Here is a 15,377-nt window from a genome sequence, read left to right on the forward strand (position 1 = left end):
ATCAAGTTACCCACATTTCCACAACTCAACAACAACTGATTCTTCTAAGAATATTCATATGTAACAAACCTAAAGGTTCCACGCTGGGCGGGTCTCGCCAGACCGGGTCTCGCCAGACCGGGTCACGCCAGACCGGGTCACGCCAGACTAGTCGTTTAGCGTAGCGTAACGCATGCCCGGATTCCAGCCCTCTTCCATTGACAAAAATCAGCATACCTACTATGAAGTAGCAATAATAGTTTGTGCACTTGTAATGATTAGATTACATTTAATAGAGAGCATACAGCAATGCTTAACAAAGTCGTAACCACCGCTAATCCTACAAGAGCAGACCTATGCAATACAACAAACTACCCTACTTGAAAAGACCAGCTAACTTTCTCTTCCTTATCAGTTTCCTCTTCCTCATGGGTTGCAGCCCTGGAGAAGAAAGCACAGAACAGCCACAACCTCCTAACATCATACTGCTGATGGGAGATGACCACGGCTGGGAAGAAACGGCCTACAACGGACATGCCTACCTGCAAACGCCGGTACTGGACGAAATGGTTGCCTCCGGACTTCGTCTGGACCGCTTTTACTCGGCTTCTCCGGTCTGTTCTCCCACCCGGGGCAGTGTGATCACCGGACGGCACCCCAACCGCTATGGTACTTTTACCCCTAACTGGTCTATCCGTCCCGAAGAAATTTCTATTGCACAAATCCTCCGAGATGCCGGCTATACCAGCGGACATTTTGGCAAGTGGCACTTAGGACCAGTGAAGGCTGATTCTCCTACCAATCCGGGAGCCATGGGCTTTGATACCTGGCTTTCACATGATAACTTCTTTGAGATTGATCCCGTACTTTCCCGCGACGGAGCAGCACCGGTCAAAATGGAGGGAGAGAGCTCGGAAGTGCTCATTGATGAGACCATCCGCTTTGTAGAACAGTCCCAACAGCAGGGCAAGTCCTTTTTTGCGGTAGTATGGTTTGGCTCTCCGCATGAGCCTTATAGCGGACTGGAAGAAGACCTGGCGCGCTATGAGGATTTGCCGGACAGCCTCTCCGAACACTACGTCACCCTCACCTCTATGGAAAGCGGACTTCCGGTGGAGCGCCCTCTGGACTCCGTACTGCAGGAGCGTTATGCGGAAATCACTGCCATGGACCGGGCCATTGGTAATCTGCGTGATTACCTGGCGGAGCAGGGCCTGCGTGAAAATACGCTGCTCTGGTACTGCGGCGACAATGGTGTACCGCCCAGCGGACTCTTCAATTCTCCCCTCCGTGGACAGAAAGCCCTGATGTATGAAGCAGGCGTACGGGTACCGGGCATTATTGAGTGGCCGCAGGGCATACCGGAAGCAAGAAGCAGCGCAGTACATGCGGTGACCAGCGATATGCTCCCCACCCTGGCCGAACTGAGCGGACAGCCGCTGCCCGATCGTCCGCTGGATGGGGTGAGCCTGGTGCCTTTGTTCAGAGGAGAAATGGATGAACGGCCCCAACCCATCTGCTTCTGGGATTTTGAACCCGGCCATATCCTGGCGGGTGATCCTGAGCCATATATTGATCCTGCGCTACAGCAGGGGACTACGCCCCTGGTCAAGATCATGGACGGGCAGTATACCCGCTCATTTCAGAACTTTCATCACCCTGAAATCAGCGAACGGGATTATGCCGGGGAACGGGCCATACTGGACAATCGCTATAAACTGGTCATTGACGGCGAGGAGGGAAGCGGCAAGGAACTGTTTGACATGGACAATGACCCGGCTGAGCAACATAATCTGATCAGCAGTGAGCCGGAGATCGCTAAAAGACTGGAACAGCAACTATTGGAATGGCAGGAATCCGTGCTCAGGAGCCTGACCGGTGCTGACTATGCAGAATAAACTCATTGTCCCAAATCTGCCAAATCTGTAGTGCGTTTGCAACGCGTACCTGCTTCCATCTGGCGCATGTTTGCAACGCCTGTTATTCCTAGAGGGTATCCGAAGCTTTCAGATTCATTCCCACAAACCCGCTCATGTTACCAAAGATTTTTGTAAAGCCCGTATATCGCGTCAAAGAGCGGCAAGAAGTTTTGTAAGGTGGGTAAATTGCTTAGAAAGTGGTATACAAAATTTTGTAATGTACTTTTATCGCTAATGATCGGTCTTACAAAAAATTGTAAAGCGCTCAAATTTCTCCGAACTGCATTACGACAAATTGTAATGTGCTTTTATTGCGCCAAAGTGTAATACAAAAAAATGTAGGGCACGTATATTCCTCCGATTCGGCTTACGAAGCTTTGTAGTATGCGAAAATTGCTACAATTTCAGTTTACAACAAATTGTATCCGGCTTTGGCGCTCTAGAAGGGTATTTAGAAGCCGCTCAGGCGACATCCTCGCTGCTTTCTTCGTCTTCCATCGTTTGTACCGTTCTTGCTGAGTTACTAAGCTTGGGAAATAAACGTTCGGCCCGGATTTTACCCAATTGTTTGCGGGCATCCAGGTAATTGTTCTCGTACAAACGCCGCAAAGTGGCCTGCGCGATTTCTTCTTCCGCTTCCGCCATCTTTACCTGCTTGATCATATCTTCGTAACCCTTAATGGCCTTACGGGAGGCAGTTACCCGATTGCGCAGCTCGGCTGCCAGTGGATAAAGCTCATGGCTGTCGCCCAGGTTCTCCAGCCGCATGGCGAGGCGCTCCACCATATCCGGCTCCTCCTGCAGATTCATGTTGACGATATGACCAAACTTGCCTTCGGGAAAAATCTGGTTCATGATGGCCTGGGCGGGCGATGCCCTGTCGTGTTCTTCGCAACGGCGGAACACCAGGCGCACCTGATCATCCAGTTGGTTATCGGCGGTGAGCAGATCGTCGTAGCGGTCTTCCCTTTCCTCCAGCTTTTTGAGGGTAGATTCATGCTTGTCGCGGAGGGCATTGTAAGGAAGCTGTATCTGATCTATCAGGAACTGCGTGCCCTGGTACTGACGGCAAAGCCGCATGTGACGGCGGGTAGCACTCAGGTGTTTGCGGGTACCATCCCTTTCATAAAGCAATTGAGCCATAGCATATGTAGTTATGTTGGTGGTTATACACTGTCACTACATGAATATAGCATTTCATACGCGTATGATACTACCTATGTAAGGTATTGAACGGAATTCAATGTTTTTTGAGGGGGCTAGGGGGGTGAGTGCTGTATCTGAGTTTTGCCGCTATACTTATCACAGCAGCTAATCTGCACTTTTAATATTGTAGGTATACACTTATATTTAGGTGTGGTATGCTATACTGCATGTATATTACAGTTTATAGTAACATAATTATTTAAGCATAATATTATAAAACATTGACAACAGAATATATTATTAAAAGAATTTATTATAAGTCTCGTATAATCGCTGATTTTGATCTATTTGCTATTAAAAAGCTTATTTCAGGATATAAATATTTTATTTTCTTAATTATCATTACCGATTTAGTTTATTTTCTATCAAAATATTTAGGTATTGAATCTGCAATTACTGTTGAGATCACTATTAAACATATTTTTATTATAAATACAGCTTTAGCTTTTTTTATTTATAGAATCTGGAAGAATTATAATAATCATAAATATAACTTTCCAGAACCCTTAAAATACCTTCAGGATATCAGTGAATATTCAGATGAAGATCTAAGAAAACTAGTTAAACAAGTAAACCGACGTCAAATTTTCATGGAGAGGCTGGTAGGCAGAATGATTGAATATCAGATCATAATACCAACATTTTTAATAATTATTATCGTTTATAAACTTTACGAAGTGTATTCTGAACCCAGTGTAAGGTTTAACTTTAGTTTTATCTTTTTTATGTCTGCAGTTTTATTTTCCGCGATAGGTTTTTTGTTAGGAGCGCGAATAAGTCCAAAATCCTTTAAAAAAGATCAAAATTCTATCATATATAGAGTAAGAAATATCATAATTGACTCGCTTGTTTTTTCAAATTTAAATCCTGGTTCAAATGAAATTAGAAAACCACGTTAATGATCTAATTAACAAGGAATTGGGCAAAATTGACAAATCCCCTTTTAGTACTAACGGTTTTGACAGTTATATTAAAAATGTAACTTCTTATACCATACAATTATTTACTCTTTCTAAATTCTTTGCAAAAAGTCAAGGAACAGAATTTATTACAGAAGGAGTTGTGAAGAAAGCAGCCGAAAAAATTCATAAATCTAGTAATGAAAAAGTTTTAAACCTGATATTATCTTTTGCAGGTCTACTACTTGGGTCGGCTATTTCACATATGGTTACACTTTCTATGAATAGTACTCTAATAAATACAAATAATATGATCTTTATTATGGGAACAGGATTAACAGGAGCTTTTCTATTCGGGTTTTACTTGTTTAAATAAAGAAATGTGGAAAATGCTATCGCCAATAAATAAAAAAACTAGGGCTCCTGCACATAATCAATAAACTATGTAAAGAGCCGTAATTTGAAAGAAAAAGCTATGAGCATTCAGTATTTCACCAACGAAGAAGGAAAACAGACAGCGGTAATCGTTCCCATAGAAGAATGGAAAAAGTTAAAAGCTGAACATGAGAAACTGCTCAATAAATTAGAAGTCTTAGGGGGATTACAGGAAGCCTTAAAAGAAGTGCAGGAAATCAAGGAAGGCAAAAGAAAAAAAGGTAGAACTTTAGGGTATGGACAGTAAAGAAAAATATATCAATCCATTTACAGATTTTGGCTTCAAAAAATTATTTGGGACTGAGTTCAATAAAGAATTATTGATTGATTTCTTGAACCAAGTGCTTGGCGATAGAGAGCGGGTTCAGGATTTGACTTACTTAAATACTGAGAATTTGGGCAATACAAAAATGGATAGGAAAGCCATTTTTGATCTTTACTGTGAAAATGAAAAAGGAGAGAAGTTCATCATAGAATTACAGAATGTGAAGCAGCAGTATTTCAAAGATAGAAGCATTTTCTATTCCACCTTCCCCATTCAAAGTCAGGCACCCAAAGGAAAAGAATGGGATTATTATTTAAAAGCAGTTTATACGATTGGAATTCTGAACTTCAGCTTTCCTGACCAGTATGAACAAGAGCGATTTTTGCGGGAGATTCAACTAATAGATAAGCAAACCCATGAAGTCTTTTATGACAAACTGACTTTTATCTATTTAGAAATGCCAAAATTCAGAAAAGAAGAGGATGAATTGATCAGTCAATTTGACAAATGGATGTATGTATTGAAAAATCTGCACCAATTACAAGACAGACCTGTTAAATTACAAGAGAAGGTATTTGAAAAGTTATTTTCAGAAGCCGAGATAGCAAAACTAAACTCAGAAGACATGAAAGCATATGAAGAAAGTTTGAAAACTTATAGAGATAACTATAGTATAATCGAAACTGCTAAGAAAGAAGGGATTTTAGAGGGAGCATCAAAAAGAGAGATTGAGATTGCTAGAGAATTAAAAACAAATGGAGTCTCAATTGATATAATAGAGAAAACAACAGGATTGACAAAAGAACAAATAGAAAAACTGTAAATCTTGAAACTCTTGTTTGACCCAACGGGAACAGACACAATATTTATCCTCAAAGAACCAAGTAGACTGTAATCCTGGAAATAATTCAAGGTGTCCCAAGCAGCTATCCGTTATCAACACATTACCCAAACCCTACCACCCCTATGAAAACCAACCCAAGAGAAGAACATCCAAAAGCCTCTGCTGAGCATACGAGTGCGGTGCAGTATTATCATGGTACTAAAGTTGATCTGAAGCCGGGAGATATGATTGCCGCGGGCTATCAGTCCAACTACGGCAGCCGGAAGAAGGCAAAGTATGTGTACCTCACCGCCACGTTGGATGCGGCGGTTTGGGGAGCCGAACTTGCCCTGGGCGAGGGTCCCGGCAAGATTTACATCGTAGCCCCCACCGGACCCATAGAAGATGATCCCAACCTGACCGATAAGAAGTTTCCCGGCAATCCCACCAAATCCTACCGTACGATGCATCCGCTTCGGGTAATGGGGGAAGTGAACGAATGGCAGGGGCATGCGCCCGAGCAACTCCGGGCCATGAAGGAGCATTTGGAGCGGCTTGCGGCAATGGGTATTGAGGCCATAGAGGATTGAGTTGGCATGAGGAAAGTAAGGCAGGATTTTTCATCTTTACACCCATAAAAAACTAAGCAGGAATGCAGCGCCTAAGGGCAGCTTGTGCTTTCCCTGTAGCCGGAACGTCAGCAAGCCGCTTGATACATGAAGGAAGCATATCAAAAGTATTATGAGGTCTATCTACAACAGTTCAGTCATTTGCGGACTGAAGAAATAGAATTTCTTCCTACAGGAGGGAGAAGTGCAAACGCAGATGGCCTATGCCTGCTATGGCCTGTTGAGAAGGTATTTCATCAATGACAAAGGCAATGAGATCACTACCGGACTTGTCAAGGAAAATGAATATGCCGCGGATAAGGCATCATTGCCATACCGCATACGCCTAACTTCGCGGTGGATGAAAGCTATATCAAAACGGGAGTCCACTACTTTTCTTTCCTGATCATAGAGCGGGTGAATAACTAAGGAAGGGAAATATCATCAGCGTATGAGTGAGATGCATTGTGCAACTGCTAAAATCTTCTTAATATCATATACATCAAGATGATTAGTAGTGCACCTGTCAAAGCTTTTATGGACAAAGGAAAAAAGATGATTTTAATCATAAGCCTGTCATTTTTAGCCTGCCTGCTCATATTTACGGGAGTGCTGTGGACATTGAGCTCCGGTAAACCAAAACCCTATTTAGACCCAAGTGGAAGTCCAATGGCGGGGAGTGTTTCAGAAAAAGTGTTTATGAACATTGGAGGCGTGAGGCAGGGTATGTTCATTAAAAGCAAAGATGCAAGTCAGCCGGTATTGCTGTACCTGCATGGAGGGATGCCTGATTATTTTCTTACCCAAAAATACCCTACTGGTCTGGAAGAAAATTTCACACTTGTATGGTGGGAACAAAGGGGCTCGGGTATCTCTTACAGCGCCAACATCCCCCGAGAAAGCATGACGCTGGAACAGATGATACTTGACGCGCTGGAAGTGACAAATTACTTGCGCAGGCGCTTCGGCCAGGATAAGATATATCTCATGGGACATTCGGGAGGAACCTTCATCGGAATACAGGTGGCTGCCCGGGCTCCTGAATTGTACAAAGCGTATATTGGTATTGCTCAGATGTCGGATCAGCTCAAATCTGAAAGAATGGCTTATGAATACATGCTTGAACAATACAGAAAAGAGGGAAATACTAAAATGGAGCAAAAGCTCAGGGCGGCGCCCGTGACAGACAGTCTACCTGATACTTACCTTAAACTGCGTGACCAGGCTATGCACGAGCTTGGAATAGGCACTATGCATGGGATGAATTCTGTAATCAGCGGACTCTTCTTACCGTCGTTGGCATTTCGTGAATATACCTTAGCAGAAAAGATCAATATGTGGCGGGGCAAATCTCAATCGGGTGTTAGTATACTATGGAAAGAAATGCTGGCTACGAATCTGATCAATAAGGTGCCTCAACTGGATATTCCTGTCTACTTTTTTTCTGGGATTTATGATTATACAGTGTGTTATTCTTTGTCAAAAGAGTATTTTGAGAAAATAAAAGCTCCAATGAAGGGATTTTACAGCTTTGAAAAATCGGCGCACAGTCCGCTGTTTGAAGAACCTGAAAAAATGCGAAGGATAATGCAGGAAGATGTGCTGAGAGGAGTGAATAGTCTTGCTGATTTGAAATGATATATTAAATAGTAAAGCTTAGCTGCTGATTTGCTCAACACCATGTCTATTTTTCAACAATCATAATGACTTTCTTGGAAAGACAGGTGCCACGATAATACTGCCGGATTTTTTCCAGAGCAGGAATCGGGCAAACCGATAATGAGCTGACAACAAGCTTCAGGATTAAAATTCACAGCATTAATTCACCATTACCTAAAGAATATGGGTATTATCAACTTTGAGACCTTTCTGATCGCGGGTATACTGCTCAATCTTACACCAGGGGCGGATACCATGTACATACTTGGGCGCAGCATTTCACAAGGTAAAAAAGCGGGCGTATTATCTGCTCTGGGTATTTGCAGCGGCGCTTTGATCCACTGTATTTTTGCCGCACTGGGCTTGTCTATCATACTGGCAAAGTCGGCCCTGGCTTTTGAGGTCGTCAAATACCTGGGAGCAGCTTATCTGGTATATCTTGGGTATAAATCCCTGCGCGCTAAAGCTACAAATCTGAAGGTACTGGCCAAGCAGCAGCCGGCAAACTATGCCAAAATCTATGCTTCCGGTATCTTTACCAATGTGCTGAATCCCAAGGTGGCCCTGTTCTTCATCGCCTTTATCCCGCAGTTTGTAGACCCTCAGTACGCAGAGAGTTCATTACCCTTTTTACTGCTCGGCCTTACCTTTCTCACTACGGCTACCATTTGGTGTTTGATTCTGTCGCTTTGCTCGGCCCGGCTTTCGGAGGGCATCAGAAAGCGCCCGAAGATCAAGCTGTGGCTGGACAGAGTCACCGGAGGAATGTTTATTGTATTAGGCCTCAAACTGGCATTGACTAGGAGATAAGCGTTTAATGTTATTTCTCCTGCTGATCTGCTTTAGCTTTAGACTTTGATGGCTTCTCACTTTTGCCATTAAAATCAGGGAGGGTTAAGTCCCGATGGTAAATGGTACGATGAGGGAAAGGGATTTCTATGCCCAACTCATCAAAGCGGTTTTTGAGTCGTCTGAGAAACTCTCTTTTCACCAGCCACTGCTTCAGCGGCTTAGTCTGCACCAGCACCTTGATGATGACGGCTGAGTCAGACAGTGCGTCTACGCCCAGCATCTCCGGTTCTCCGGTGATGAGTTTGCTAAATTCCGTTTCCTGCTTCATCTGATGGGCTACTTCCATAATGACTTCCATTACATGGTCCACATTCTCCTTATAGGCGACTCCCACATCCAGAGCCACCCTGGACCATCGGTGCGTTAGGTTACTTACGGTGGTAATTTCTCCATGAGGGATAAAGTGGGCTATACCCTCCAGATCGCGCAGTACAGTAGTCCGCAGACTGATATCTTCCACCACTCCCGATATCTGGTTGATTTTGATGACATTGCCTACCCGGTATTGGTTTTCGGAGAGGATCATAAATCCGGAGAAGAAATCTTTGACCAGGGTTTGTGCACCGAAGGCAATGGCCAGGGAAAACACGGCTGCTCCACCCAGTAGGACGGAAACATCTATGCCTAACTCGGATAAAACAGCCAGAAACCCAATGAAGAGTACCAGCACCGTAAGTCCGCTGCGTATGGCCCGACTCAGGGTCTCTACCCTTTCTTTGCTATCCTCTTTGGACTTGAAGCGGCTGAGGCTAAGGCCTTTGAGTATGCGTACCGTAAGCCAGCGGGCTCCAGCCCACAGCAGAAAAAGGAGCAGAAGAGTCAGTCCGATACGAGGGCCGGTGTTGATGACAAAAGAATATAATCTGTGGGGAGATAAAGGGCTACGCAGATATTCCAGCCAGCGGTTTTGCCGAGTGATATTCAGGGTGGCATCGGCAACAGCTTCTGCCAGAGGATCTTTCAACACATTCAGATTATCTATACGGGTTTGCAGAGTAGCCAGCAGGACAGTGTCTTCAGCGATATCACTTTCTACGCTAGTCATAAAAGCCTGTGCCTGATTGATTCTATCCTGGATGGCGGCCTGAAGTTGTTCTGCCGAATCACTTGCCTGTAAAGTACTGAGGTTGTTTTCCAATGCTTCAATAGTAGCTTTCCATTGTGTAAGCTGATCCTGAGAGCTTTGTGTCAATGACATCGCAATGGAATAATCATCCTGGTTGATGGAGAGCAGTTGTTCTACCAGAAACCAGGTTTTTTTGGCTACTTCAAATTTGGCTTTCAGTATTTCCAGCTCTCGTTCAGCCTCTACTATGCGCCAGTTATACTCTGTGTTGACCTTGTCAAAAGTGATCTCTTCTTCATAAAGCGTAGTATCTGATGTATTGGCTGAATCTAAGAGTGTGGATTGATTATCATCCTGCAATAGTTTTTTTTCGGTAATTTCCATGACCATGGCGGGAGTACCTTTCATGGCTAAGGAGAAAGCTTCCTGCTCCTTGTTAATTTTTCGTTGCAGTACTTTCATTTGCTGGTGAATAGAGCGTCTGCGTTTCAACATATACGCCAGACCATCCTCCAGTTTTTTCCACTCCTGCTCTACGGTAGCGAGGGCAATACCGGGATCAGGAAGGTTCATGAGCGAATCTAACCTAATATCTGTCTGATTGAACTGTATGGCAGTTCTCTGAAAGACAGGTTCCAGTTGAGCACTGTCCAGTTTTAACTTTCTTAACCTACTCTTGTCCTTGATAATCAATTGACTAAGTCCCAGCAGAAAAGCAATATCAGACTGATTTGTTGCTTTTACGGAAAAAGTATCGCTTTGAAATAGCTGAGCGTTATTATCCTGTGCATTGACCGCATTCAGTGAGTAAAATAGTATGGTCAGGCAGATGCTTAGGAATTTTTTTTGAAGGCTGGGGTAGGTAATCATACAAAAAAAAAATTACTGTTAAACTTGAGGAATGTTATTCAATACAACCACTGTTTAGCTAGGTAGTTTTACTAATTTAGTGAATATATCTTTACCAAAAGAATTGCCGGGAAGAGATAATAACTGTTGTTGCAGTAAAAAGAGATCAGGTAAATAAGCAGGCTGATTGAAAAAATTACTTATTCTGAGTTAGCCAAAAAAATAAGTTTGAGAGCTTTCTTAAAGCGTTGATTGACACATGGTTTCCTGCTAAATTGCTTATGGTTTCTAGATAAACTATTGATCATTTTTGAAATGAATATACCTGTTCCCCCCGCTTTGCTGTTGATTGACATCCAAAAAGGTATGGACGACTTAGCCTATTGGGGTGGTGAGCGTAACAATCCTAATGCGGAAGAACAGGCGGCGAGATTGCTGGCTTTGTGGAGAGAAAAGGCCTGGCCACTTTTTCATATCAAACACAACTCTACCAATCCTGAATCCAGACTGGTGAAAGGTAAACCTGGAAATGAAATCAAAGAGCTTGTTAGACCTTTGAACAGCGAAACTGTGATTGAAAAAAGTGTTAACAGTGCATTTATCGGCACAGATTTGCAGCAGAGACTAGATCAACAAGGAATCAAAACGCTGGTCATTGTGGGGCTGACGACCAATCATTGTGTATCTACCACTACCCGTATGGCAGGCAATCTCGGCTACGAGACTTATCTGGTATCGGATGCTACCGCTACTTTCAACAGAGTAGGAGTAGATGGTAAGCAGTTTTCGGCAGAAATTATGCATGCAACCGAACTGGCCAGCCTAGAAGGTGAGTTTACCAGGGTGCTTTCTACCGAGGACTTATTGAGGTTACTGAAAGCCTGAGAAGAGTACTATTTATAGAAATATGCATCAGGCACCTAAGACTGGTAATTTTTAGAAAATTGCTTTAGCAGAAGAGGGCTGGATTAGGTATAAATCTCTTATCTTAAGTGTTTTGAAAAACTGATTTGACCCACAGTGCAACAAATCACGCTTAGTATGGAGGTTTTTCAGATCACAACCTAAACAACCTATGCTCAAAAAGACAATTAAGTCGCTCCTGCCCGGTATTTTTTTGTTTGGATATACTGTTGGTACCGGCAGTGTGACCGCAATGGCAAAGGCGGGTGCTGACTACGGCATGTCTTTGTTATGGACAGTGTTTTTGTCCTGCCTCATGACCTTCTTACTCATTCATCTGTTTGGCAAATTTACCCTGCTTACCGGAGAAACGGCACTGGCGGCATTCAGGAAGCACATTCACCCTTTGGTAGCTATATTTTTTATCGTTACGCTCACTGCCCATGTTTCAGGGAGCATCATTGGTGTAATGGGAATCATTTCAGACGTTTGTTATGAGTGGTCTAAGTTTTACGTAGCAGGGGGAATCGCTCCGGTATATTTTGCATTATTTTTTATTGGGCTGGTGTATTTCATTTTTTTGCTGGGAAAAACCTCCTGGTTTGAAAAAATTCTGGCAGTCATTGTGGGAGTGATGGCAATATGCTTTTTGCTTAATTTTTTGATGTTTTCACCACCTCTCAGAGAAGTTGCTCAGGGAATGGTACCCAAAATTCCTGATACCGGACCCCATGAAAGTGCTTTTCTGGTAATCGCCTCTATGGTAGGTACTACGGTATTTTCCGGTTTATTTATATTGAGAACAACCCTGGTCAAAGAAGCAGGCTGGACAATGAATGACCTGAAGACACAAAAAAAGGATGCGCTATTTTCGGGTTTTATGATGTTTTTGGTGAGTGCTGCTATCATGGCTGCGGCAGCAGGAACACTGCACACCCAGGGATTGCCATTGATCAATGTTTCGGAGATGATTAATATTCTGGCACCTACCACTGGTACTCTGGCAGTAACAATATTTACTCTGGGCATCATTGCCGCTGGTATATCTTCTCAGTTTCCCAATGCAGCTTTACTACCCTGGCTTCTGGACGATTATTACCAAAGGAAACCCAATCTGAGAAGAAAAAATTATAGATTAATCGTATTATTGCTTTCTTTGCTGGGGCTGATCGTCCCGGTTTTTGACGCCCCGCCCATAGCGGTCATGATCACCTCACAGGCATTTGGAGCTTTAGTGCTTCCCGTCACAGTAGCATGCATCATGATCTTAGGAAACAAGGCTTCTTTGATGAAAGAGCATAAGTTTTCTGTGGCGCTCAATATTTTGCTGGCAGCCATATTGATATTTGCCATCCTCATGAGTTATATGAGCTATCAGGGGATTTTCGCCAGCCTACAGACTCTATAAATTGCACTAACTTTTAGAAGGTGCCGTCCCATATAGATCAAACAAAAGATAAAATTCTCTTTCCTTACTTTTGAAGAGAAGCTATAAAAACTCTAATTTGAACCCAAAAAAATAGCCTTATGAGTCAAGCTAATTGGAAAACAGTAAAGGAGTACGAAGATATTACTTATCGCAAAGCGGATGGCGTAGCCCGCATCGCTTTCAACCGACCGAACGTTCGCAATGCCTTTCGTCCTAAAACCGTAGGAGAATTATTTGAAGCCTTTCTGGATGCCCGTGAAGATACTTCTATCGGCGTCGTGTTGCTGTCGGCAGAAGGTCCATCTACCAAAGATGGTGTCTACTCCTTTTGTAGTGGAGGGGATCAGAAATCCCGCGGACATCAGGGCTATGTGGACGATGAGGGTATGCCTCGTCTCAATATTCTGGAAGTACAGCGACTGATTCGTTTTATGCCCAAAGTGGTCATTGCTGTGGTGCCTGGCTGGGCAGTAGGGGGCGGGCATAGTCTGCACGTAGTTTGCGACCTTACACTGGCCAGTAAAGAGCATGCGATTTTCAAACAGACCGATGCCGATGTCACCAGCTTTGACGGAGGCTATGGCTCTGCCTATCTGGCGAAGATGGTGGGACAGAAGCGTGCCCGGGAGATATTTTTTCTGGGAAGAGACTACTCAGCACAGGAAGCTTATGATATGGGAATGGTCAATGCGGTAGTGCCCCATGAAGAACTGGAAGATACTGCTTACCAGTGGGCACAGGAAATTCTGGAAAAGTCACCTACCTCTATCAAGATGCTCAAATTTGCCTTCAACCTGACCGATGATGGTATGGTAGGTCAGCAAGTCTTTGCCGGAGAAGCTACCCGCCTGGCTTATATGACAGACGAAGCCAAAGAGGGAAGAAATGCTTTTCTGGAGAAGAGAAAGCCTAACTTCAAGGATATCAAATGGATTCCCTAAGGGAAGCACTTAATTGGAAGCGGTCATTTTTGTAGGAATACAGGGGGCAGGGAAGTCAACATTTTACAAGCAGCGTTTTTTTAATTCGCATGTGCGCATCAGCCTTGATCTGCTGAATACACGGAATAAGCAGCGCATTTTTATGGAAACCTGCTTTTCCACCCAGTCCAGATTTGTGGTAGATAATACCCATCCGACCAAAAGTGAGCGGGAAGTGATCATTCAAAACGCTAAAGCGAATGGTTATACAATAATCGGATACTTCTTTGATAGTTTTGTAAAAGAAGCCCTGGCAAGAAACGAGCAGAGAGAAGGGAAAGAAAAAATACCGGTACCCGGCATACTGGGCTGCTACAAAAAGCTGGAACGCCCAGACTATGCGGAAGGATTTGATATGCTTTATTTAGTGAAAATTGTGGACGGTAAGTTTGTCGTTGAAACGCTGGAAAGATGAAATCTACGAGCTTAGCAGGAGCAGAAGAAGAAAGAACGAGCGTATTATAACAAAAATATATCAAGTGTTTTGAAACCAGAAATCAACAACCGGAAAGCCGGAGGACTGACTTTTCATTCTCAACTGCATACTGTAGAGCCTTATCAGGCATTTGGCCGGACGGGTAAAATCATAGGAACTTTCGCCATTCACTAACTGGATTTTGACAGACGGAGGAACAACTACTTTGGTAAGTGTTGAAGAAAGTCTGTAAGGTTTTTTCCCTTCTTTGAGGAAGAAGTCGTTTCAGACAAATCTGATCGCTGGTATGGAGAAAAGTTTGTAGGAATTAAAACTTGCCAGCGAAAGACCTGAAAATCAGGTAGCGCTGGAGTTGGATAAACTTCTTTTCTTATTAGAGCAGCCTGTCTGGCCTAAGTTGTTTAACTCATTTCATCACGAAGTTCCCGCTTCAAGATGTAGTCGGTTTGGGCATCATTGCCCAGCATAAATGTATAAGAGCCAATCTTGCTAAAGCCATTTCTTTCATACAGACGAATAGCTCCCGGGTTTTGACTCCATACCCCCAGCCATGCAAAATCCAGCCCTCTCTCTTCGGCCATTTGGACAATATTATTCAGCATCCATTGACCCAATTGCTTTCCCTGGTACTGCTGGAGCACATAAAGTCTGCATATTTCCAGAGCCTTTCCATTTCCAGAATGTGTGTTAGGCAAACCAAATTTCAATTTGCAGTAGCCAACAGTTTCTCTCCCATTCTTCAAAAAATAGAAATCCGTGTCAGTATCCTGAAGTTCTTCTAAAAGCTGTGCTTCACCAAATGCCTGTTCAAGATATATTTTCATATCCTCTTCAGTATTGACACTGCCAAAAGCATCCTGAAAAGTTTTGATGCTAAGGGCTTGCAGTTCTTTCAGATCATGAGGATTAAGCAGGCTAAGTTGTAAGTTTTGTTTGTCAATTCTGAGAGCGCTCATGTGAAGATAAGATAGCTTTGGTTAGTCAGGAATAAAATTGGATGTCATGCCTGAAATCAGATTTTTATTAAAAGTAATCAAACCTGGATTTTAAGCCATAAAACTTTACGGAA

18 protein-coding genes are annotated in these 15,377 nt (G+C 43.4%); 14 read left to right on the forward strand and 4 right to left on the reverse strand.

What is annotated here, in order from left to right; translation table 11 throughout:
- Window positions 1–25: 25 nt before the first annotated feature.
- Window positions 26–214, reverse strand: a complete 189-nt coding sequence (locus WJR50_RS23585; RefSeq protein ID WP_341295760.1) for a hypothetical protein — start codon at window positions 212–214, stop codon at window positions 26–28.
- A 121-nt stretch (window positions 215–335) separates the two neighbouring features.
- Between WJR50_RS23585 and WJR50_RS23590 the strand changes: the two genes are divergently transcribed.
- Window positions 336–1,877 carry a sulfatase family protein gene (locus WJR50_RS23590; protein WP_341295761.1) on the forward strand — a complete coding sequence of 514 codons (1,542 nt, stop codon included), beginning with the start codon at window positions 336–338 and terminating at the stop codon, window positions 1,875–1,877.
- Window positions 1,878–2,360: 483 nt separating this feature from the next.
- Here the strand turns inward: WJR50_RS23590 and WJR50_RS23595 are convergent, their stop codons facing one another.
- Entirely contained in the window at window positions 2,361–3,041 is a 681-nt protein-coding gene (locus WJR50_RS23595) for a hypothetical protein (protein ID WP_341295762.1), read from the reverse strand.
- Window positions 3,042–3,325: 284 nt separating this feature from the next.
- Between WJR50_RS23595 and WJR50_RS23600 the strand changes: the two genes are divergently transcribed.
- The 8 genes from WJR50_RS23600 (at window position 3,326) to WJR50_RS23635 (ending at window position 8,603) form a co-directional block, all read left to right on the forward strand.
- A complete protein-coding gene (locus WJR50_RS23600) occupies window positions 3,326–4,003 on the forward strand; it encodes a hypothetical protein (RefSeq protein WP_341295763.1) in 678 nt (225 codons plus the stop codon).
- Window positions 3,981–4,379 carry a hypothetical protein gene (locus WJR50_RS23605; RefSeq protein WP_341295764.1) on the forward strand — a complete coding sequence of 133 codons (399 nt, stop codon included), beginning with the start codon at window positions 3,981–3,983 and terminating at the stop codon, window positions 4,377–4,379. The genes WJR50_RS23600 and WJR50_RS23605 overlap by 23 nt, the downstream gene beginning before the upstream one ends.
- Window positions 4,380–4,478: 99 nt before the next feature.
- Window positions 4,479–4,685 (forward strand): hypothetical protein, encoded by a 207-nt coding sequence (locus tag WJR50_RS23610; protein ID WP_341295765.1) that lies wholly within the window; start codon window positions 4,479–4,481, stop codon window positions 4,683–4,685.
- Window positions 4,675–5,526: an Rpn family recombination-promoting nuclease/putative transposase gene (locus tag WJR50_RS23615; protein WP_341295766.1), complete on the forward strand. Its 852-nt coding sequence runs from the start codon at window positions 4,675–4,677 to the stop codon at window positions 5,524–5,526. Before WJR50_RS23610 ends, WJR50_RS23615 begins: the two co-directional genes overlap by 11 nt.
- Before the next feature lie 143 nt (window positions 5,527–5,669).
- A complete protein-coding gene (arr, locus tag WJR50_RS23620) occupies window positions 5,670–6,116 on the forward strand; it encodes an NAD(+)--rifampin ADP-ribosyltransferase (RefSeq protein WP_341295767.1) in 447 nt (148 codons plus the stop codon).
- A 223-nt stretch (window positions 6,117–6,339) separates the two neighbouring features.
- The gene (locus WJR50_RS23625) at window positions 6,340–6,540 is read left to right on the forward strand and encodes a hypothetical protein (protein WP_341295768.1); all 201 of its coding nucleotides are present in this window, start codon (window positions 6,340–6,342) and stop codon (window positions 6,538–6,540) included.
- A gap of 101 nt (window positions 6,541–6,641) precedes the next feature.
- Window positions 6,642–7,772 (forward strand): alpha/beta hydrolase, encoded by a 1,131-nt coding sequence (locus tag WJR50_RS23630; protein ID WP_341295769.1) that lies wholly within the window; start codon window positions 6,642–6,644, stop codon window positions 7,770–7,772.
- Window positions 7,773–7,976: 204 nt separating this feature from the next.
- Window positions 7,977–8,603, forward strand: a complete 627-nt coding sequence (locus WJR50_RS23635) for a LysE family translocator (RefSeq protein ID WP_341295770.1) — start codon at window positions 7,977–7,979, stop codon at window positions 8,601–8,603.
- Window positions 8,604–8,613: 10 nt separating this feature from the next.
- Here WJR50_RS23635 and WJR50_RS23640 read toward each other — a convergent pair whose 3' ends face one another.
- On the reverse strand, window positions 8,614–10,581 hold the full coding sequence (locus WJR50_RS23640) for a mechanosensitive ion channel family protein (RefSeq protein WP_341295771.1): 1,968 nt from the start codon (window positions 10,579–10,581) through the stop codon (window positions 8,614–8,616).
- Between the two features lie 294 nt (window positions 10,582–10,875).
- On the opposite strand from WJR50_RS23640, the gene WJR50_RS23645 reads away from it, so the two are divergent.
- The 5 genes from WJR50_RS23645 to WJR50_RS23665 all read left to right on the forward strand — a co-directional run bounded on the left by WJR50_RS23645 (window position 10,876) and on the right by WJR50_RS23665 (window position 14,482).
- A complete protein-coding gene (locus WJR50_RS23645) occupies window positions 10,876–11,445 on the forward strand; it encodes a cysteine hydrolase family protein (RefSeq protein ID WP_341295772.1) in 570 nt (189 codons plus the stop codon).
- Between the two features lie 190 nt (window positions 11,446–11,635).
- Window positions 11,636–12,871: an Nramp family divalent metal transporter gene (locus WJR50_RS23650; protein WP_341295773.1), complete on the forward strand. Its 1,236-nt coding sequence runs from the start codon at window positions 11,636–11,638 to the stop codon at window positions 12,869–12,871.
- 119 nt (window positions 12,872–12,990) lie between these two features.
- On the forward strand, window positions 12,991–13,833 hold the full coding sequence (locus WJR50_RS23655; RefSeq protein ID WP_341295774.1) for a 1,4-dihydroxy-2-naphthoyl-CoA synthase: 843 nt from the start codon (window positions 12,991–12,993) through the stop codon (window positions 13,831–13,833).
- Window positions 13,834–13,846: 13 nt separating this feature from the next.
- The gene (locus tag WJR50_RS23660) at window positions 13,847–14,287 is read left to right on the forward strand and encodes an AAA family ATPase (RefSeq protein WP_341295775.1); all 441 of its coding nucleotides are present in this window, start codon (window positions 13,847–13,849) and stop codon (window positions 14,285–14,287) included.
- Between the two features lie 69 nt (window positions 14,288–14,356).
- Window positions 14,357–14,482, forward strand: a complete 126-nt coding sequence (locus tag WJR50_RS23665) for a hypothetical protein (RefSeq protein WP_341295776.1) — start codon at window positions 14,357–14,359, stop codon at window positions 14,480–14,482.
- A gap of 227 nt (window positions 14,483–14,709) precedes the next feature.
- On the opposite strand, the gene WJR50_RS23670 is transcribed toward WJR50_RS23665, so the two are convergent.
- On the reverse strand, window positions 14,710–15,264 hold the full coding sequence (locus WJR50_RS23670) for a GNAT family N-acetyltransferase (protein ID WP_341295777.1): 555 nt from the start codon (window positions 15,262–15,264) through the stop codon (window positions 14,710–14,712).
- Between the last annotated feature and the right edge of the window lie 113 nt (window positions 15,265–15,377).

Origin of the sequence: Catalinimonas locisalis, assembly GCF_038039535.1 — a bacterium.
Classification (GTDB): Bacteria; Bacteroidota; Bacteroidia; order Cytophagales; family Cyclobacteriaceae; genus Catalinimonas.

Excerpts from the sequence above, each read along its gene's own strand:
- WJR50_RS23610 (WP_341295765.1), top strand. The coding sequence starts at position 4,479 with ATGAGCATTCAGTATTTCACCAACGAAGAAGGAAAACAGACAGCGGTA.
- WJR50_RS23640 (WP_341295771.1), bottom strand. The coding sequence starts at position 10,581 with ATGATTACCTACCCCAGCCTTCAAAAAAAATTCCTAAGCATCTGCCTG.
- WJR50_RS23635 (WP_341295770.1), top strand. The coding sequence starts at position 7,977 with ATGGGTATTATCAACTTTGAGACCTTTCTGATCGCGGGTATACTGCTC.
- WJR50_RS23650 (WP_341295773.1), top strand. The coding sequence starts at position 11,636 with ATGCTCAAAAAGACAATTAAGTCGCTCCTGCCCGGTATTTTTTTGTTT.
- WJR50_RS23645 (WP_341295772.1), top strand. The coding sequence starts at position 10,876 with ATGAATATACCTGTTCCCCCCGCTTTGCTGTTGATTGACATCCAAAAA.
- WJR50_RS23670 (WP_341295777.1), bottom strand. The coding sequence starts at position 15,264 with ATGAGCGCTCTCAGAATTGACAAACAAAACTTACAACTTAGCCTGCTT.
- WJR50_RS23630 (WP_341295769.1), top strand. The coding sequence starts at position 6,642 with ATGATTAGTAGTGCACCTGTCAAAGCTTTTATGGACAAAGGAAAAAAG.
- arr (WP_341295767.1), top strand. The coding sequence starts at position 5,670 with ATGAAAACCAACCCAAGAGAAGAACATCCAAAAGCCTCTGCTGAGCAT.
- WJR50_RS23655 (WP_341295774.1), top strand. The coding sequence starts at position 12,991 with ATGAGTCAAGCTAATTGGAAAACAGTAAAGGAGTACGAAGATATTACT.
- WJR50_RS23585 (WP_341295760.1), bottom strand. The coding sequence starts at position 214 with ATGCTGATTTTTGTCAATGGAAGAGGGCTGGAATCCGGGCATGCGTTA.
- WJR50_RS23590 (WP_341295761.1), top strand. The coding sequence starts at position 336 with ATGCAATACAACAAACTACCCTACTTGAAAAGACCAGCTAACTTTCTC.
- WJR50_RS23605 (WP_341295764.1), top strand. The coding sequence starts at position 3,981 with ATGAAATTAGAAAACCACGTTAATGATCTAATTAACAAGGAATTGGGC.
- WJR50_RS23615 (WP_341295766.1), top strand. The coding sequence starts at position 4,675 with ATGGACAGTAAAGAAAAATATATCAATCCATTTACAGATTTTGGCTTC.
- WJR50_RS23595 (WP_341295762.1), bottom strand. The coding sequence starts at position 3,041 with ATGGCTCAATTGCTTTATGAAAGGGATGGTACCCGCAAACACCTGAGT.